This is a genomic window from Enterobacter sp. BIDMC109, from assembly GCF_001037885.1.
Taxonomy (GTDB): Bacteria; Pseudomonadota; Gammaproteobacteria; order Enterobacterales; family Enterobacteriaceae; genus Enterobacter; species Enterobacter hormaechei_C.
The window spans coordinates 2,344,893-2,360,875 of the sequence record NZ_KQ090002.1; the positions used below are offsets into that span (position 1 = coordinate 2,344,893).

Annotated in this window: 15 protein-coding genes and 1 pseudogene; 12 read left to right on the forward strand and 4 right to left on the reverse strand. The window is 56.8% G+C overall.

From position 1 onward, the window contains the following. Positions 1–28: 28 nt before the first annotated feature. Entirely contained in the window at positions 29–913 is an 885-nt protein-coding gene (locus SK62_RS11090) for a LysR family transcriptional regulator (protein WP_017384550.1), read from the reverse strand. Between the two features lie 114 nt (positions 914–1,027). Between SK62_RS11090 and SK62_RS11095 the strand changes: the two genes are divergently transcribed. The 8 genes and pseudogenes from SK62_RS11095 (at position 1,028) to clcB (ending at position 9,390) form a co-directional block, all read left to right on the forward strand. Further along, positions 1,028–2,155 (forward strand): alpha/beta hydrolase, encoded by a 1,128-nt coding sequence (locus SK62_RS11095; protein WP_047719424.1) that lies wholly within the window; start codon positions 1,028–1,030, stop codon positions 2,153–2,155. A gap of 57 nt (positions 2,156–2,212) precedes the next feature. Continuing rightward, positions 2,213–3,396: pseudogene (locus SK62_RS11100) on the forward strand (MFS transporter). A gap of 146 nt (positions 3,397–3,542) precedes the next feature. Further along, positions 3,543–4,292 carry a YoaK family protein gene (locus tag SK62_RS11105; protein WP_047719423.1) on the forward strand — a complete coding sequence of 250 codons (750 nt, stop codon included), beginning with the start codon at positions 3,543–3,545 and terminating at the stop codon, positions 4,290–4,292. A 250-nt stretch (positions 4,293–4,542) separates the two neighbouring features. Next, positions 4,543–5,253 carry an osmoprotectant ABC transporter permease OsmY gene (gene osmY, locus SK62_RS11110; protein ID WP_047719422.1) on the forward strand — a complete coding sequence of 237 codons (711 nt, stop codon included), beginning with the start codon at positions 4,543–4,545 and terminating at the stop codon, positions 5,251–5,253. A gap of 18 nt (positions 5,254–5,271) precedes the next feature. Then, positions 5,272–6,171 (forward strand): osmoprotectant ABC transporter substrate-binding protein OsmX, encoded by a 900-nt coding sequence (gene osmX / locus SK62_RS11115; protein WP_017694085.1) that lies wholly within the window; start codon positions 5,272–5,274, stop codon positions 6,169–6,171. Between the two features lie 8 nt (positions 6,172–6,179). Then, positions 6,180–6,827 carry an osmoprotectant ABC transporter permease OsmW gene (gene osmW, locus SK62_RS11120; protein ID WP_022647970.1) on the forward strand — a complete coding sequence of 216 codons (648 nt, stop codon included), beginning with the start codon at positions 6,180–6,182 and terminating at the stop codon, positions 6,825–6,827. Next, positions 6,827–7,975, forward strand: coding sequence for an osmoprotectant ABC transporter ATP-binding protein OsmV (gene osmV, locus SK62_RS11125; RefSeq protein WP_003857446.1), 1,149 nt, complete (start codon positions 6,827–6,829; stop codon positions 7,973–7,975). The genes osmW and osmV overlap by 1 nt, the downstream gene beginning before the upstream one ends. Positions 7,976–8,079: 104 nt before the next feature. Continuing rightward, complete coding sequence (gene clcB, locus SK62_RS11130; RefSeq protein WP_045339624.1) at positions 8,080–9,390, forward strand: voltage-gated ClC-type chloride channel ClcB; 1,311 nt, start codon at positions 8,080–8,082, stop codon at positions 9,388–9,390. On the opposite strand, the gene bioD is transcribed toward clcB, so the two are convergent. The 3 genes from bioD to SK62_RS11145 form a co-directional block, all read right to left on the reverse strand. Then, positions 9,325–10,020, reverse strand: a complete 696-nt coding sequence (bioD, locus tag SK62_RS11135) for a dethiobiotin synthase (RefSeq protein ID WP_015570628.1) — start codon at positions 10,018–10,020, stop codon at positions 9,325–9,327. The two genes, clcB and bioD, sit on opposite strands and share 66 nt — an antisense overlap. A 129-nt stretch (positions 10,021–10,149) precedes the next feature. Beyond that, complete coding sequence (gene mlc, locus SK62_RS11140) at positions 10,150–11,370, reverse strand: sugar metabolism global transcriptional regulator Mlc (RefSeq protein ID WP_003857451.1); 1,221 nt, start codon at positions 11,368–11,370, stop codon at positions 10,150–10,152. A 121-nt stretch (positions 11,371–11,491) separates the two neighbouring features. After that, on the reverse strand, positions 11,492–12,397 hold the full coding sequence (locus tag SK62_RS11145) for a LysR family transcriptional regulator (RefSeq protein ID WP_047719421.1): 906 nt from the start codon (positions 12,395–12,397) through the stop codon (positions 11,492–11,494). Positions 12,398–12,518: 121 nt separating this feature from the next. On the opposite strand from SK62_RS11145, the gene SK62_RS11150 reads away from it, so the two are divergent. From SK62_RS11150 to SK62_RS23245, 4 genes are all read left to right on the forward strand, one after another. Further along, positions 12,519–13,772, forward strand: coding sequence for an MFS transporter (locus SK62_RS11150; protein WP_017384556.1), 1,254 nt, complete (start codon positions 12,519–12,521; stop codon positions 13,770–13,772). A gap of 74 nt (positions 13,773–13,846) precedes the next feature. Then, positions 13,847–15,331, forward strand: a complete 1,485-nt coding sequence (locus SK62_RS11155) for a carboxypeptidase M32 (protein ID WP_015570631.1) — start codon at positions 13,847–13,849, stop codon at positions 15,329–15,331. A 149-nt stretch (positions 15,332–15,480) separates the two neighbouring features. Next, a complete protein-coding gene (asr, locus tag SK62_RS11160) occupies positions 15,481–15,786 on the forward strand; it encodes an acid resistance repetitive basic protein Asr (protein ID WP_003857459.1) in 306 nt (101 codons plus the stop codon). A gap of 92 nt (positions 15,787–15,878) precedes the next feature. Next, positions 15,879–15,962, forward strand: a complete 84-nt coding sequence (locus SK62_RS23245; protein WP_057979992.1) for a small membrane protein YdgU — start codon at positions 15,879–15,881, stop codon at positions 15,960–15,962. Positions 15,963–15,983 lie beyond the last annotated feature (21 nt).

Consider the following 15,983-nt stretch of genomic DNA (forward strand, 5'->3'; position numbering starts at 1 on the left):
GCTGTATAGACCGTAGCGAAGAGGCACCCTAAATTTTCAGCGTATCAATCACCGCTCTCAGCGCCGGGGATACGTTGCGGTGTGGATAATAGAGGTACAGTCCGTCCATCCGCAGGCTGTAGCGCTGTAAGACGCGTATAAGCGTGCCACGCTCCAGATCGTCAGCCACCAGCTCAACCGGGACATAGGCCAGCCCGAGTCCCAGCCGGGCCGCTTCGGCCTCCATGTAGCTGTCGGAAAAGGCCCATTGTCCCTCCGGGCGGTGAGTAACATGCTTCCCGTCCTGAACAAGCTCCCATTGATAGTGGTTACCGTCGGCAAACTGGTAGGCAATGCAGGGATGAGCATCCAGATCGGCGGGCGTCTGCGGGAAACCATAGCGCCGAAAATGCGCCGGAGCGGCAACCACAGCCATCTCCATATCGGGCGTGATGCGCACGGCAATCATTCCTTGTCCCACCTCCGGCCCAAGCCGGACGCCCGCGTCGAATCGCTCGGCAATGATATCCACGAACCGGCTCTCATTCATCAATTCCAGACGGATATCCGGGTAACGCTGTTTGAAGATAGCGAGCTTTGGCAGCAGGCATTTTTCGATGGCGTGCTGGCTGGCATTAATGCGCACCGTGCCGGATGGCGTCTGGCGGTAATGCGCCAGTCTGGTCAGCCCGGTATCGAGCGCATCAAAGGCTGAACCAGCGGTCTGGTAAAGTTGCTCCCCGGCGTGGGTCAGCGACAGTTTGCGCGTTGTACGCACCAGAAGCCGAACGCCCAGCCGCTCTTCCAGCTCGCGAACCGATCGACTGATCCCGGATTGTGCCAGCCCGAGCCGTTGCGCGGCTGCCGTGAAGCTTCCCTCCCGCACCACCTGGATAAACAGATACAGCTCATTGTAGTTTTCCCGCTTCGCCATCATGCCTCATCAATTCATAACAATATGATATTAATCCTAGCAGCCTTTGGCCTCTAATCAGCACTATTTCTGCTAACTATAATGACCGCATTACAACAACACACGGTACCTCTTATGCAAACATTCACCCAAAAACTGTCCGTTGCGCTGCTGCTATGCGCATCATTAAGTGGAGTGACAACAATGAGTTATGCAGAATCACGAAATCCTGCCGCCCCCGTTTCGATGGTGACAACCTGGGATAAGACCTTCGCCGAGAGCAATAAAGTCGACCACCGCAAGGTGACGTTCGAGAACCGATACGGGATCACCCTGGTCGGCGATCTGTACATTCCCAGGAACAGCGGCGACCAGAAGCTGGCGGCGATTGCCGTCAGTGGACCGTTCGGTGCGGTAAAAGAACAATCCAGTGGTCTTTACGCCCAGACTCTGGCTGAACAGGGGTTCGTGACCCTGGCCTTCGACCCATCCTACACGGGTGAAAGCGGCGGCCAGCCGCGTAACGTTGCCTCCCCTGACATCAACACCGAAGACTTTAGCGCCGCAGTGGATTTCCTCGGATTACAGAAAGAAGTCGACCGTAACCGTATCGGCATTCTCGGGATCTGCGGCTGGGGTGGTATGGCGCTGAACGCGGCATCCATGGATACCCGCGTGAAGGCGGTCGCCACCAGCGTAATGTACGATATGAGCCGCGCGATGGGTCACGGCGTGGGCGACGGGAAAGATCGTTATTCAGCGGCCGATCGCCGGGCCGTGTTGCAGTATCTGAACGCGCAACGCTGGAAAGATGCTGAAAGCGGCACCTTCGCCCATGGCGGCCACGATATTTATGTCGATGAAAACGGTAAGGTAACGGCGGCCGGGCGTATTCTGCCGGAAGCATTGCCCGCCGATCCGCATCCGGTACTGAAAGAGTTCTATGATTACTACCGTATGCCGCGCGGCTTCCATGCCCGTTCCGTAAACTCCACCGGCGCATGGACCGCGACCATGCCGTTGTCCTTTATGAATATGCCGCTGCTGAGCTATGCCGGGGAGATCACCATCCCAACGCTGATTGTGACCGGTGAAAACGCGCACTCACGTTATTTTGCGGAAGATGCGTTTAAAGCTGTCGGCAGCAAACAGAAAGAACTGGTGATTGTTCCCGGTGCGAATCACGTTGATCTCTACGATAACGTCGCAGGGAAAATCCCGTTCGCGCAGTTCGGGCAGTTTTTCAAAACCAGTCTGGATTAATTCTCTTAGCCCCCGGCAATCAGGGGGCTTATCTTCTCTTCGCCGTGAATTACACCTATGTCCACACTGAATCAAACCTCATCCCGTGATGCTGAGCGTGCACACTGGGGCGGTATTTTTGCCATGACCCTGTGCGTTTTTGTCCTCATTGCCTCGGAATTTATGCCCGTCAGTCTGCTCACGCCCCTCGCCAGAGATTTAGGGGTGACAGAGGGGACGGCTGGCCAGGGGATCGCCCTCTCTGGTGCGCTGGCTGTCCTGACCAGCCTTTTTCTTTCCCGGCTTGCCGGGAATATGAATCGCAAACATCTTCTTTCAGGCATGACCGTCCTGATGGCGCTGTCAGGGATCATTATCGCCTTCGCCCCAAACGCTTTGATGTATATGGCAGGCCGGGGCTGATCGGCATCGCCATCGGCGGTTTCTGGTCGATGTCTGCTGCCACCGCCATTCGGCTGGTGCCTCAGCATCAGGTCTCTCGTGCGCTGGCGATTTTTAACGGCGGCAACGCGCTGGCGACGGTGGTCGCCGCCCCGCTGGGCAGTTATCTCGGCTCGACCATTGGCTGGCGCGGCGCGTTTCTTTGCCTGGTTCCCGTGGCGATTGTGGCGTTCATCTGGCAATATTTTAGCCTGCCCAACATGGGCGGGAACCAGGGTCCGTCGCCACGTAAAAGCGTATTTCGCCTGTTCCACCGGCCTGCTGTTTCGATGGGTCTGATGGCGTGCGGCCTGTTCTTCATGGGACAGTTTGCGTTATTTACCTATGTACGCCCCTTCCTCGAAACCGTCACCCACGTCAGTCCTTCCGCCTTATCGCTAATCCTGCTCACTATCGGTATCGCAGGTTTCATCGGCACGCTGATCGTCGCGCTGGCCCTGAATGCCGCGTTTTACCTCACCTTAATGGCCATACCGCTGCTTATGGCGCTGATTGCAGGGGTATTAATGCTCACCGGGGACAGCCTGTGGATCGTGGCCCTGCTGTTAGGTTTCTGGGGAATGCTGGCAACTGCGGCCCCCACGGGCTGGTGGACGTGGATCGCCCGTACGTTACCGGAAGATGCCGAGGATGGCGGCGGGCTAATGGTCGCGGTGATCCAACTGTCCATTGCGCTTGGCTCAACGGCGGGTGGCGTGGTGTTTGATGCCTTTGGCTGGCAGAGCACCTTCGCTTTAAGCGGCATATTACTCCTGAGTGCCGTAATACTGACTTTTACGACGTCGCGCCACCGGAAATAAGGCATTCTATTAACAAGGTTATTTTATTTAATTACAAAACCTCGCACTCCTCCCGTTGAAATAATAATTAAGCAATATCCTGGTCAGCCAGCGACATCGCTTTGTTAGCTTGAGCGTTCAGGCAAAGCTCAAACCGGAGGTATTCTTTGCTGATTAAATTAAAGAAAGAACGAACGCATCAGGAGGATCGTCGTCTTGCCCTCTGGCTGGCGACCTCTGCGGGACTGCTGAATGCCATTGCGCTGGGCGCGTTCGGTTTTTTTCCCTCGCATATGACGGGTAATACCTCGCAGTTATCCAGCGAAGTTTCCTCCACCGATCTCAGCGATATTCTTTTCTTTGGCGCCATTATTCTGTCGTTTGTCTCAGGCGCCATCGCTGCGCGGATTATTGTTATCTGGGGGATTATCCATAACGTCAGGCTGGTATTCAGCCAGGTTCTGTTTGTTGAAGGGCTATTACTGGCCGGGGTATCCCTGTACGAAATGTATTTTCACTCCTTCGCCACGAATCAGGAGATTATTATTTTCCTGTGCGGGTTGATGGGCATTCATAATTCCACCTCCACTCAGCTATCCGGCGGTCGGGTGAGATCCACGCACATCACCGGCACGCTGACCGATGCGGGCATTTCGCTGGCCTCCGTTATGGTCGCCATGCTGCGCCGGGATTACTCCAAAGATACGGCCGCGCAAAAGAGTCAGCTCAAGACCCATTTAACTACCCTTTTCTCCTTTATCAGCGGCGGGATCGCGGGGCTGATCCTGTTCAGAGCGTTTGGATTCCACGCCATGCTGGCGCTGGGCCTGATGCTGGTACTCGTTGCCGCCTTCTCTATCGTCCGCATCTCGTGGCGGGTACGCAAGGTGCGCGCCGCGCTCAGTCGTCAGGTTTAATCAGCACGCTTTACGTGACGTTGTCACCTAAGGCGTGCTTCTTTAAGACTATTCTGCCTGCCCACTGACAGCCCTTATGCCATAAGGCTTCACTCCGGTTGTCACTAATTTCATAGGGTTACTGTTTTACCCCCTTCGCTGGAACCCTTCCGTTTCGCTTGCTATAGGTGAAGTACCCCTGCCGAAACATGGCATAACAACAGGCAACCGGTGGTTGCTATAACGCATGCGCACAGGGAGACACACCGCAATGCACCCATTACTTAAACGTTCGCTGCTTTTTGTCGGCGCGATTATCGTGGTTCTCGCTCTCCTCACCTGGGGAATTGGACTGGAGACGATTAAGGCGCGCCAGGTTGACCTGATTTACCTCGGGCAACAGCACCTGATTCTGGTCTTTTCATCCATGTTCTTTGCCCTGCTGGTGGGCATTCCAAGCGGTATTCTGCTGAGCCGTCCGGCCGCGCGTGGTATCGCCGAATATGTGATGCAAATCTTTAACGTGGGCAACACCCTGCCGCCGCTGGCCGTTCTGGCGCTGGCGATGGTGGTGATTGGCATCGGTGATAAACCGGCCATTATCGCCCTCTTTCTGGCTTCCCTGCTGCCGATTGTGCGTAACACCTATGCCGGGCTGTGCTCTGTTCCCGCGTCGTTGCTGGAAGCGGCAAACGGCATCGGCATGACCAAATGGCAGCGCCTGCGTCAGGTCGAACTGCCTAACGCCTGGCCGGTGATGCTTTCCGGTATTCGCATTGCCACTGCGATTAACGTCGGTACCGCACCGCTGGCATTCCTGATTGGCGCCAGCAGCTACGGCGAGCTGATATTCCCGGGGATCTATCTGAATGACTTCCCGACGCTGATCCTGGGCGCGGCGGCCACCGCCCTGTTCGCCCTGATTCTGGATACGCTGCTGGCGGCACTGGGCCGACTACTGAGCCCGCATCTCGCGCGATAATTATAACAAGGAGCTTCTATGAGACTGTTTTCCGGCCTGACGGCGCTGTGCGCCGCCGCGCTCTTCACCAGCCAGGCGCTCGCCGCGCCGCTGATCCTGGCAACCAAGAGCTTTACCGAGCAGCACATTCTCTCGGCCATGACCGTGCAGTATCTGCAAAAGAAAGGGTTTCAGGTACAGCCGCAGACCAATATTGCAACGGTGATTTCCCGCAATGCGATGATCAACAAGCAGATTGATATGACCTGGGAGTATACCGGCACGTCGCTGATCATCTTCAACCACATCAACAAACGCATGTCGCCGCAGGAGTCATACGAGACGGTGAAACGCCTCGATGCGAAGCACGGTCTGGTGTGGCTTAAACCTGCCGATATGAACAATACCTATGCCTTTGCCATGCAGCGCAAGCGCGCCGAGGCTGAACATATCAATACCATGTCTGAAATGGTGGCAAAGATTGAGCAGATCCGTAAAACCGATCCGGATAACAACTGGCTGCTGGGCCTTGACCTGGAATTTGCCGGGCGCAGCGACGGGATGAAACCGTTGCAGGCGGCCTACAACATGGAGCTGGATCGCCCGCAGATCCGCCAGATGGATCCTGGCCTGGTCTATAACGCGGTGCGCGACGGGTTTGTCGATGCGGGGCTGATCTACACCACCGACGGGCGCGTAAAGGGCTTCGATCTTAAAGTGCTGGAAGACGATAAAGGCTTCTTCCCGAGTTACGCCGTGACGCCAGTTGTTCGGAAAGACACGCTGGAGGCTAATCCGGGGCTGGAGGAGGCGCTGAACACCCTCTCAGCCCAGCTCAATAACGACGTTATCACCGAACTGAATAAGAAGGTGGATATCGACCATCAGTCACCGCAGCAGGTCGCCCGTGATTTCCTGCGTAGCAAACAGTTGCTGTAGGAGGCGCTATGGAGACGATTCACTATATTCTCGACAACTGGGACTATCTCTTAACCCTGACGCTGCAACACCTGTGGCTGGTGGCGCTCGCCGTGGGCCTGGCGATTGTGATTGGCGTGCCGCTGGGCATTTTAATTGTCCGCCATAAATGGCTGGCAACGCCGGTGCTGGGGATTGCCACCATTGTGCTCACCATCCCGTCAATTGCGCTTTTCGGCCTGATGATCCCGCTCTTTTCGCTGATCGGTCAGGGCATTGGCGCCCTGCCCGCGATTACGGCGGTGTTCCTCTATTCGCTGCTGCCGATTGTGCGTAACACCCACACGGCGCTCGACAGCCTGCCGCCGGGCCTGCGAGAAGCGGGACGCGGCATCGGCATGACCTTCTGGCAGCGTCTGCGCTGGGTGGAAATCCCGATGGCGCTGCCGGTGATTTTTGGCGGCATCCGCACCGCCGTGGTGATGAACATCGGCGTCATGGCGATTGCCGCCGTGATCGGTGCGGGCGGGCTGGGCCTGCTGCTGCTTAACGGTATTGGCGGGAGTGATATTCGTATGTTGATTGCGGGCGCGCTGATGATTTGTCTTTTAGCGATTGTGCTCGACTGGTTGCTGCACCGTTTGCAGGTGGTACTGACTCCGAAGGGGATTCGATAATGATAAAACTGGAAAACCTCACCAAACAATTTTCACAGAAACACGGCCAGACGTTTAAGGCCGTCGACAACGTCAACCTGAACGTGCCTGAAGGGGAAATGTGCGTGCTGCTCGGCCCGTCCGGCTGCGGGAAAACCACTACCCTGAAGATGATCAACCGTCTCATTACGCCAAGCAGCGGGACGATCCTGATTAACGGCGAAGACACCAGCGGAATGGACACCGTGACCCTGCGCCGCAACATTGGCTACGTGATCCAGCAGATTGGCCTGTTCCCGAACATGACCATCGAAGAGAACATTACCGTCGTGCCGCGCATGCTGGGCTGGGATAAAGCGCGCTGTAAATCCCGTGCCGAGGAGCTGATGGATATGGTGGCAATGGATCCGCATAAATTCCTTCATCGCTATCCGCGCGAAATGTCCGGCGGTCAGCAGCAGCGTATCGGCGTCATCCGCGCGCTGGCAGCGGATCCTCCGGTCCTGCTGATGGATGAACCGTTCGGCGCGGTCGACCCGATTAACCGTGAGGTGATCCAGAACCAGTTCCTGGAGATGCAGCGCAAGCTGAAAAAGACCGTGATGCTGGTGAGCCACGATATTGACGAAGCGCTGAAGCTGGGCGACCGTATTGCCGTCTTCCGTCAGGGTCGTATCGTGCAGTGCGCCAGCCCGGACGAGCTGTTGGCGAAACCCGCGAATGAGTTTGTCGGCTCGTTTGTTGGTCAGGACCGGACGTTGAAACGCCTGCTGCTGGTATCGGCGGGCGACGTCACCGACCAGCAGCCGACCATTACGGTACGCGAATCGACGCCGCTGCCGGAGGCCTTCGCCACCATGGATGACAACGATATTCGCGCCATTACCGTGGTTGATGAGCACGGCAAACCGCTCGGCTTTGTGAAGCGCCGCGAAGCGCGTAACGCCAGCGGCAGCTGCGGGGATATTCTGCATCCGTTCCGCATGACCGGTAAGGCCGAGGATAACCTGCGCGTGGTGCTTTCTCGCCTGTATGAGAGCAACACCAGCTGGATGCCGATTGTGGACGAGGACGGACGCTATAACGGCGAGATATCCCAGGATTATATTGCGGAGTATTTGAGTTCAGGGCGTACGCGCCGGGCATTAAATATTCATAGCGAGAGTTAAGCATTCAGGCCGGGTACTGCCCGGCCTTTTCCGCACGCATACCTTTTGCTAACCTCCCGATTTCCCGCCACAATATTGTATCGTCCCCGTTAAATCACGACTCCATGCAACGTCTTCACGCTTACCCCGACATCCGCGCGATGTTTCGCCGTCTCCTGATTGCTACCGTCACCGGCGTGCTGGCGGCGCTGGCCGTTGCGGTGTTCCGCCACAGCATGTATCTGCTGGAGTGGCTATTTCTCAGCAACGAAAGCGGAAGTCTGGTGAACGCCGCGGCCGCGTTATCGCCCTGGCGGCGGGCGCTGACGCCTGCGCTGGGTGGTCTGGCCGCGGGAGTGCTACTGTGGGGATGGCAGCGCATGACGGCACAACGTCCCCACGCCCCCACCGATTATATGGAAGCGCTTGAGACCGGTGACGGCCAGTTTGATTATGGCGCCAGCCTGGTGAAATCCCTCGCGTCGTTGCTGGTGGTCGCCAGCGGCAGCGCCATCGGCCGTGAAGGCGCCATGATCCTGCTCGCCGCCCTCGCCGCCTCCTTTTTTGCACAACGTTGTACGCCGAAATCCGAATGGAAACTGTGGATCGCCTGCGGTGCCGCCGCCGGGATGGCCAGCGCCTATCATGCGCCGCTGGCGGGCAGCCTGTTTATCGCAGAGATCCTGTTTGGCACGCTGATGCTGGCCTCCCTCGGCCCGGTGGTGATTGCTGCTGTAGTGGCCCTGCTGACCACGCGCCTGTTAAGTCCCGGCGCGAATACGCTATATGATGTCCATCTCAGCGAGATGCTTACGGCGGTGGATTATTTCCTGATCGTTGGCGTGGGTCTGCTGGCTGGCGTTTGCGGCCCGCTGCTGATGTGGCTGATGGCGGCCAGCCACAGGCTGTTTCTGCGTCTCAAACTTTCACCGCCGTGGCAGCTGGCGCTGGGTGGTCTGATCGTCGGGCTGCTGTCGCTGCTAACGCCGAAGGTATGGGGGAATGGCTATAGCGTGGTTCAGGCGTTTTTGCAGTCGCCGCCGCTGCTGTCGGTGATTGCTGGCGTCTTTATTTGCAAGCTGCTGGCGGTGCTGGCAAGCAGCGGGTCCGGCGCGCCGGGAGGCGTGTTCACGCCAACCTTGTTCGTCGGTATGGCAACGGGAATGCTGTTTGCGCAGATCTTTGCGCTGTGGTTTCCTGGCTCTGAGACGGCGATCCTGCTCGGACTGGCGGGTATGGCGACGCTGCTCGCCGCCACAACGCATGCGCCAATCATGTCGGCCTTGATGGTATGTGAGATGACCGGGCAGTATTTTTTACTTCCCGGTTTGCTGGTTGCCTGTGTTGTGGCGTCGGTATTGTCGAGAACGCTACGCCACGACTCGATCTACGGCCAGCATACCGCCGAAAGCCGAGAGATCGATGTAGTGCGCTAATTCGCGCTGCTCGGCGCGGGGCAGATAAGGCAGTTCGCCCACCAGCGGGCCAGGCAGCTTTTTGCTCAGCACATCGATGATTTCAGCGTAGTGCGCAAGGCCCGGGTTAATACGGTTCGCCACCCAACCAATCAGCGGCAGGCCGTCATTAGCGATAGCCTGCGCCGTCAGCAAGGCATGGTTGATGCATCCTTCCTGAATGCCCACGACCATAATCACCGGCAACTGCTCCTGCACCACCCATTCGGAAAGGGGACGTAAATCGTTCATCAGGCTGCGCCAGCCGCCGGTCCCTTCAACGACAACGTGGTCAACCTTTTCACTCAGATTTGCCAGGCCATCAGAAAGCAGGCTGTAGTTGATAAGCCCACTGTGAGCGACGCTGCTTTCCTCTTCGCTTAAGGCGATAGGATTAACGGCATCATAAGGCAGTTCCAGAGACGAGACGCTTTGCAGAACCAGGGCATCCTTATTGCGCAGCCCTTCTGGCGTCTCTTTACTGCCTTTTGCAACCGGCTTGTATCCTGCAACGCGTTTACCGCTTGCCGCCAGGGCCTGAAGTAACGCGCGGGATACGACTGTCTTCCCGACAGACGTATCCGTACCAGTAATAAAGAAACGCTTAAGCATGACTCATTCCACCTCTTGGGTATGCTTCAAAATATAAACCAGGTAAATAATTCAGTGGGGAAAGTCTACGGGATGCGTGCGCTACCGGGCTTGAGATAGCGCAATTTTTCGTACATCTCTGGAAAAGAGTTAGCCCTGTAGCAAACGAATCAGTAACGAGCCGTTGTACATCGCATCTTTTACCAGCGCGGCGCCGGCCATCGTACCCTGGTTGGAAAATTGCGTACTTTCGACCACGATGTTTTTACTGTACGCGGGAAGCGCCTGCTGATTGATGCAGGCGGAAATCGCCGGAAAGAGGATATCCGCCGCCTGGCTGAGCGGGGAGCCGATCAGTATTTTTTGCGGGTTAAACAGGTTCACCATAATGGCCAGAATGCGCCCGACATTATTGCCCACGCCGGTAATAATGTCCTTCGCCAGCAGATCGCCCTGCCTTGCCGCAGCGCACAGTGCCTCGACGCTTAACGGTTGACCGTGCAGCGTGGAGCTCATCGACTGGCTGAGCCGCACCTGCGCCAGCTCCAGCACGCTTTCGACGCTGGCAATCGTCTCCAGACAGCCATGGTTACCGCAGTAGCAGCGTTTTCCGTACGGATCGACCTGCGTATGGCCGATCTCCACCAGGCTACTGCTGCCAGCATGCAACAGACGCCCGTCGGTGATCACACCTGCGCCAACGTTATGATCAATCACCACCTGAATTACGTCGCGCGCGCCCCGGGAGGCACCAAACAATGCCTCCGCCATCGTCCAGGCGCTGATATCATGCTGAATGTAGACCGGCACACCGGTGTGGTTTTCCAGCACGTCGCCCAGCGGCATCTCTTTGACGTTTTCATAAAACGGCATGCGGTGAACAATGCCATTTTCGGTATCAATAATTCCCGGCAGGGTGATCGCAATCGCCGTTAAACGTTCAAGACGCTGCTGGTGACGAATAAAGAACTGGTCGATGTGGGTCAGAATGGCATCGAGAAGTGGTTGCTCTGCATTAAGCGGGAGTTCCAGCCGGTCCTCCACCACCAGCTTGCTGCTGAGGTCGCGCAGCGCGAGGAAGATTTCCCCGCGGCTAATCCGCAGCGACAGGTAGTGCCAGGCTTCCGTTTCCACCACCAGCCCTACCGCCGGACGGCCACGGCTGCCCGGCTCCTGAATTTCTGTTTCCTGAACCAGATGGGCTTCCAGCATTTCGCGGACAATCTTGGTAATACTGGCGGGTGCCAGTTGTGCCAGGCGCGAAAGATCGATACGCGAAACCGGACCAAGCTGATCAATCAGGCGATAAACGGCACCCGCGTTGGTCTGCTTGATCTGATCGATATGCCCTGGCTGACTATCAGCAACCACCTCGTACTCCCTTATTTTCGAGCTTCGAAATAAACTGAGGACTATGGTGAAGCACTTCAATGGCTGACGTCAAATTTTTACTTAGCCATGTGATTTACTGCACATTTTCGCCCACTTTTCCCTATAAATAATGCCCGCGAGAAGCGGTAATTAATTGTTCTTTGAAACGCTGTGCCGCATGGCTCTGTTCATGATGTTTAGACCACACCAGCCACATCTCTGAGACTGCATCCTGCTCGGCTATCTTCACCCAGCGCATTTCCGCCAGTTGTACCCGTTTAAATGAGGCCGGGAGAATCGATACGCCAAGCCCTGCGGCAACGAGACCAATGATCGTCATGGCTTCCCCCACCTCCTGCGCGATAGTCGGGACAAGGCCATATCGCCGCATCAGACCAAGAATATCGTCATACAACCCGGTACCCACCTGTGGGTCAAAAAAGACAAACGGCTCTTTCGCCAGTTCAGCCAGCGTGACGCTGTCCTGCGCGGCGAGCGGATGATCCCGGGGGATCATCGCCATCAGCGGTTCGCGGAGGATCACCTGCCACGCCAGGGTATCAGGCAACTGCGTGTTACGCATCAGCCCCAGGTCGAGCGATCCTTCGTTAAGCGGCGATATCTGCTCCCGGGTATTTATTTCGCGCGTCTGAATATGCACATCCGGAAAGTTACGGCGAAACGAGGATAGCGTTTGTGAAACAGCGCTGATAAAGGGGGCCGATGAGGTAAACCCGATGCGCAGCTCCCCCGTCTCCCCAAGATAAAGCCGTTCCGCTCTGGCGGCGGCGTCCTCCACCATACTCAGGATCTGCCGGCTATCGGCGAGAAACTGTTTTCCCGCCGCCGTCAGGCTCACGCTGCGGTTGGTTCGCGCCAGCAGACGCGCCCCGACCTGCTGCTCCAGGATCTGGATCTGCTGGCTTAGCGGTGGCTGAGAGATATTCAGCCTTGCCGCCGCACGACCAAAATGCAGCTCTTCGGCGACGGCGACAAAATAGCGCAGATGGCGCAGCTCGATATTCATATTTTTAAAGTATCATTTGAGATTATTAATATATTAGACAGAATATTTACATTTTCCTACCCTAATCTTGTGGTCATACCCGTCACCAGAAACCACGGGGATGTTTAAGCAAGGATTATGTGTGAGCCGTACAACGACCGTTGATATCGCGCCGGCCAGCGACATTGATGATTTACCCGCAGCACCGCAGCCGGTTCAGTTTATTAAACGTGGTACCCCCCAGTTTATGCGCGTCACGCTGGCGCTCTTCTCAGCGGGTCTCGCCACTTTTGCCCTGCTCTACTGCGTTCAGCCGATCCTGCCGGTCCTGTCGCATGAATTTGGCGTGTCGCCAGCCAGCAGCAGTATTTCGCTCTCCATTTCAACCGGGATGCTGGCGATCGGTCTGCTGTTCACCGGGCCACTTTCGGATGCCATCGGACGTAAGCAGGTCATGGTAACGGCGTTAATGCTGGCCTCCGTGTGTACCTTGCTGTCCACCATGATGACCAGCTGGCACGGCATTCTGGTCATGCGCGCGCTGATTGGGTTATCCCTGAGCGGCGTGGCGGCGGTCGGGATGACCTATCTCAGCGAGGAGATCCACCCGAGCTTCGTGGCCTTCTCCATGGGGCTGTACATTAGCGGGAACTCTATCGGCGGGATGAGCGGACGCCTGCTCAGCGGTGTGTTTACTGATTTCTTTAACTGGCGCATTGCGCTGGCCGTTATCGGCTGCTTCGCCCTCGCTTCGGCGCTGATGTTCTGGAAAATCCTGCCGGAATCGCGCCATTTCCGCCCGACCTCCCTGCGTCCGAAAACGTTATTTATCAACTTTCGTCTGCACTGGCGCGATCAAGGGCTGCCCCGTTTGTTCCTGACCGGTTTCCTGCTGATGGGCTCGTTCGTGACGCTGTTTAATTACATCGGCTATCGTCTGATGCTTTCACCGTGGCATCTTAGCCAGGCATTGGTGGGTTTGCTCTCTGTGGCATATCTCACCGGGACATGGAGTTCGCCAAAAGCGGGCGCTATGACCGCGCGCTTCGGTCGAGGTCCGGTGATGCTGGTTTCCACCGCCGTGATGCTGTTCGGACTGCTGATGACGCTTTTCTCTTCCCTGTGGCTGATTTTTGCCGGAATGCTGCTCTTCTCTGCGGGCTTCTTTGCCGCGCATTCCGTTGCCAGCAGCTGGATTGGCCCACGCGCGCGCCGCGCCAAAGGTCAGGCTTCGTCACTGTATCTGTTCAGTTACTATCTCGGTTCCAGCATAGCCGGTACGCTCGGCGGGGTGTTCTGGCATAACTACGGCTGGAACGGCGTGGGCGGATTTATCGCGCTGATGTTGTGCGCGGCACTGCTGGTGGGCGCGAGCCTGCATAAACGACTGCATTAACATTCAGCCCTCTTCGTGTTTAAATCGAGCCGATGCTAATTTTTGTCATCGGCTGATTCAGACACGAGGACTTCATGAAAAACAATAACTATCAACAACTCACCCGCACCTTCCAGCGCCTCTCCCGCTTCTCGCACCTCTCCTCCATCGCCAGCTGGGACATGTTCACCATGATGCCGCCAGGCGGCAGCGCCGCGCGCGGTGAAGCGCTGGCGGAGATGAGCGTCCTGCAACATCAGATCCTGACCGATAAAAAAGTGGGTGAATGGCTGGCGGCGGCGGCAGACGAAGATCTGAATGACGTTGAGCAAGCCAACCTGCGTGAAATGACACGCCACTACCAGCAGGCCACTTTACTGCCGGAATCGCTGGTGGAGGCCAAATCGCTGGCGGGCAGCAGGTGTGAACACGCGTGGCGCACTCAGCGTCCGGCCAACGACTGGCAGGGCTTTTCAGCCAACCTGAAAGAGGTGGTGAAACTCAGTCGTGAAGAGGCCCGCCTGCGCGCTGAGGCTAAAGGCTGCACGCCTTACGACGCGCTGCTGGATATCTTTGAACCCGACATGACCAGCGCTCGCCTGGATGTGCTGTTCGGCGATCTGAAGTCCTGGCTGCCGGAGCTGCTGGCAAAGGTTGTGGAAAAACAGGCTCAACGATCGTTCGTTCCGCCACAGGGTCCCTTCCCGACCGCCACGCAGCGCGAGCTGGGCCTGGAAGCGATGAAAATGCTTGGCTTCGATTTTAACGGCGGTCGTCTGGACGTTAGCGCCCACCCGTTCTGCGGCGGCGTGCCGGAAGATGTGCGTATCACCACGCGTTACGATGAAGATGAACTGCTCAGCGCGCTTTTCGGCGTGATCCACGAAACCGGACATGCCCGCTACGAGCAAAACCTTCCGCGAGCGTGGGCCGGCCAGCCCGTTGCGCTGGCGCGCTCTACGGCGATCCATGAATCCCAGAGCTTGTTCTTTGAAATGCAGCTGGGCCGCAGCGACGCTTTCCTGAAGCATCTGCTTCCGGCGGTTCATGCCCGTTTCGGTAGCCAGGCGGCATTCAGCGAAGAGAATTTTATTGCCTGGAACCAGCGCGTGAAGCCGGGCTACATCCGCGTTGATGCGGATGAAGTGAGCTATCCGGCGCATGTGGTGCTGCGCTATGAGATCGAGCGCGCGCTAATCAATGGCGAAATTGAAGTCGATGATATTCCCGCGTTATGGGATGAGAAAATGCAGGCGTGGCTTGGGTTATCCACCAAAGATAACTACCGCAACGGCTGTATGCAGGATATCCACTGGACCGACGGCGGTTTTGGCTACTTCCCGTCTTACACGCTGGGGGCAATGTATGCGGCACAGCTGTTCCATGCCGCCAAAACTGCGCTGCCCGGGTTGCAGGCATCCATTGCCGGGGGCGATTTCTCGGCGCTGTTTGACTGGCTGCGTCAGAATATCTGGCAGCACGGCAGCCGTTTCAGCACGTCGCAGCTCATCACCCAGGCCACGGGTGAAGATCTGAATATCCGCTACTTCCGCGAACACCTGACGTCCCGCTACCTGTAACCGAACGCGCCGGGGGTCCACCCTGGCGTTGTACATATGGTTACACGCCGATACCAATCACTCACGGAAACCCCGAATTTACAGGGATATAGTTATTTCAACGGCCCCGCAGTGGGGTTAAATGAGAAACCAAATTCGAGGGTATGAAAATGAAAAAAGTATTAGCTCTGGTTGTTGCCGCTGCTATGGGTCTGTCTTCCGCTGCATTCGCGGCTGAAACTACCGCCACCGCAGCGCCTGCGGCATCCACCGCTGCTCCGGCCAAAACGGTTCACCATAAAAAACATCACAAAGCGGCTAAACCAGCGGCAGAACAGAAAGCGCAGGCCGCGAAAAAGCACCATAAAAAAGCGGCAAAACCTGCGGTAGAGCAGAAAGCCCAGGCGGCTAAAAAGCATCACAAAAAAGCAGCAAAACACGAAGCGGCTAAACCTGCTGCACAGCCAGCAGCGTAAGAGTGCAAGCTTAACCGTGCCCTTCGGGGCACGTTGGTAAACCGGCGCTGAACGGGTTTGCGGTCAGCGCCGTTTTTTTATCCGGAGGGCGTATGCTGCGGCGCTATCGGTTTGAGTTCATTCTTATCCTGCTAATTTTATGCGCGCTCATCGCCAGCCACTTTTATCTTTCCTGAATGTAGCACGCTGATTTTACT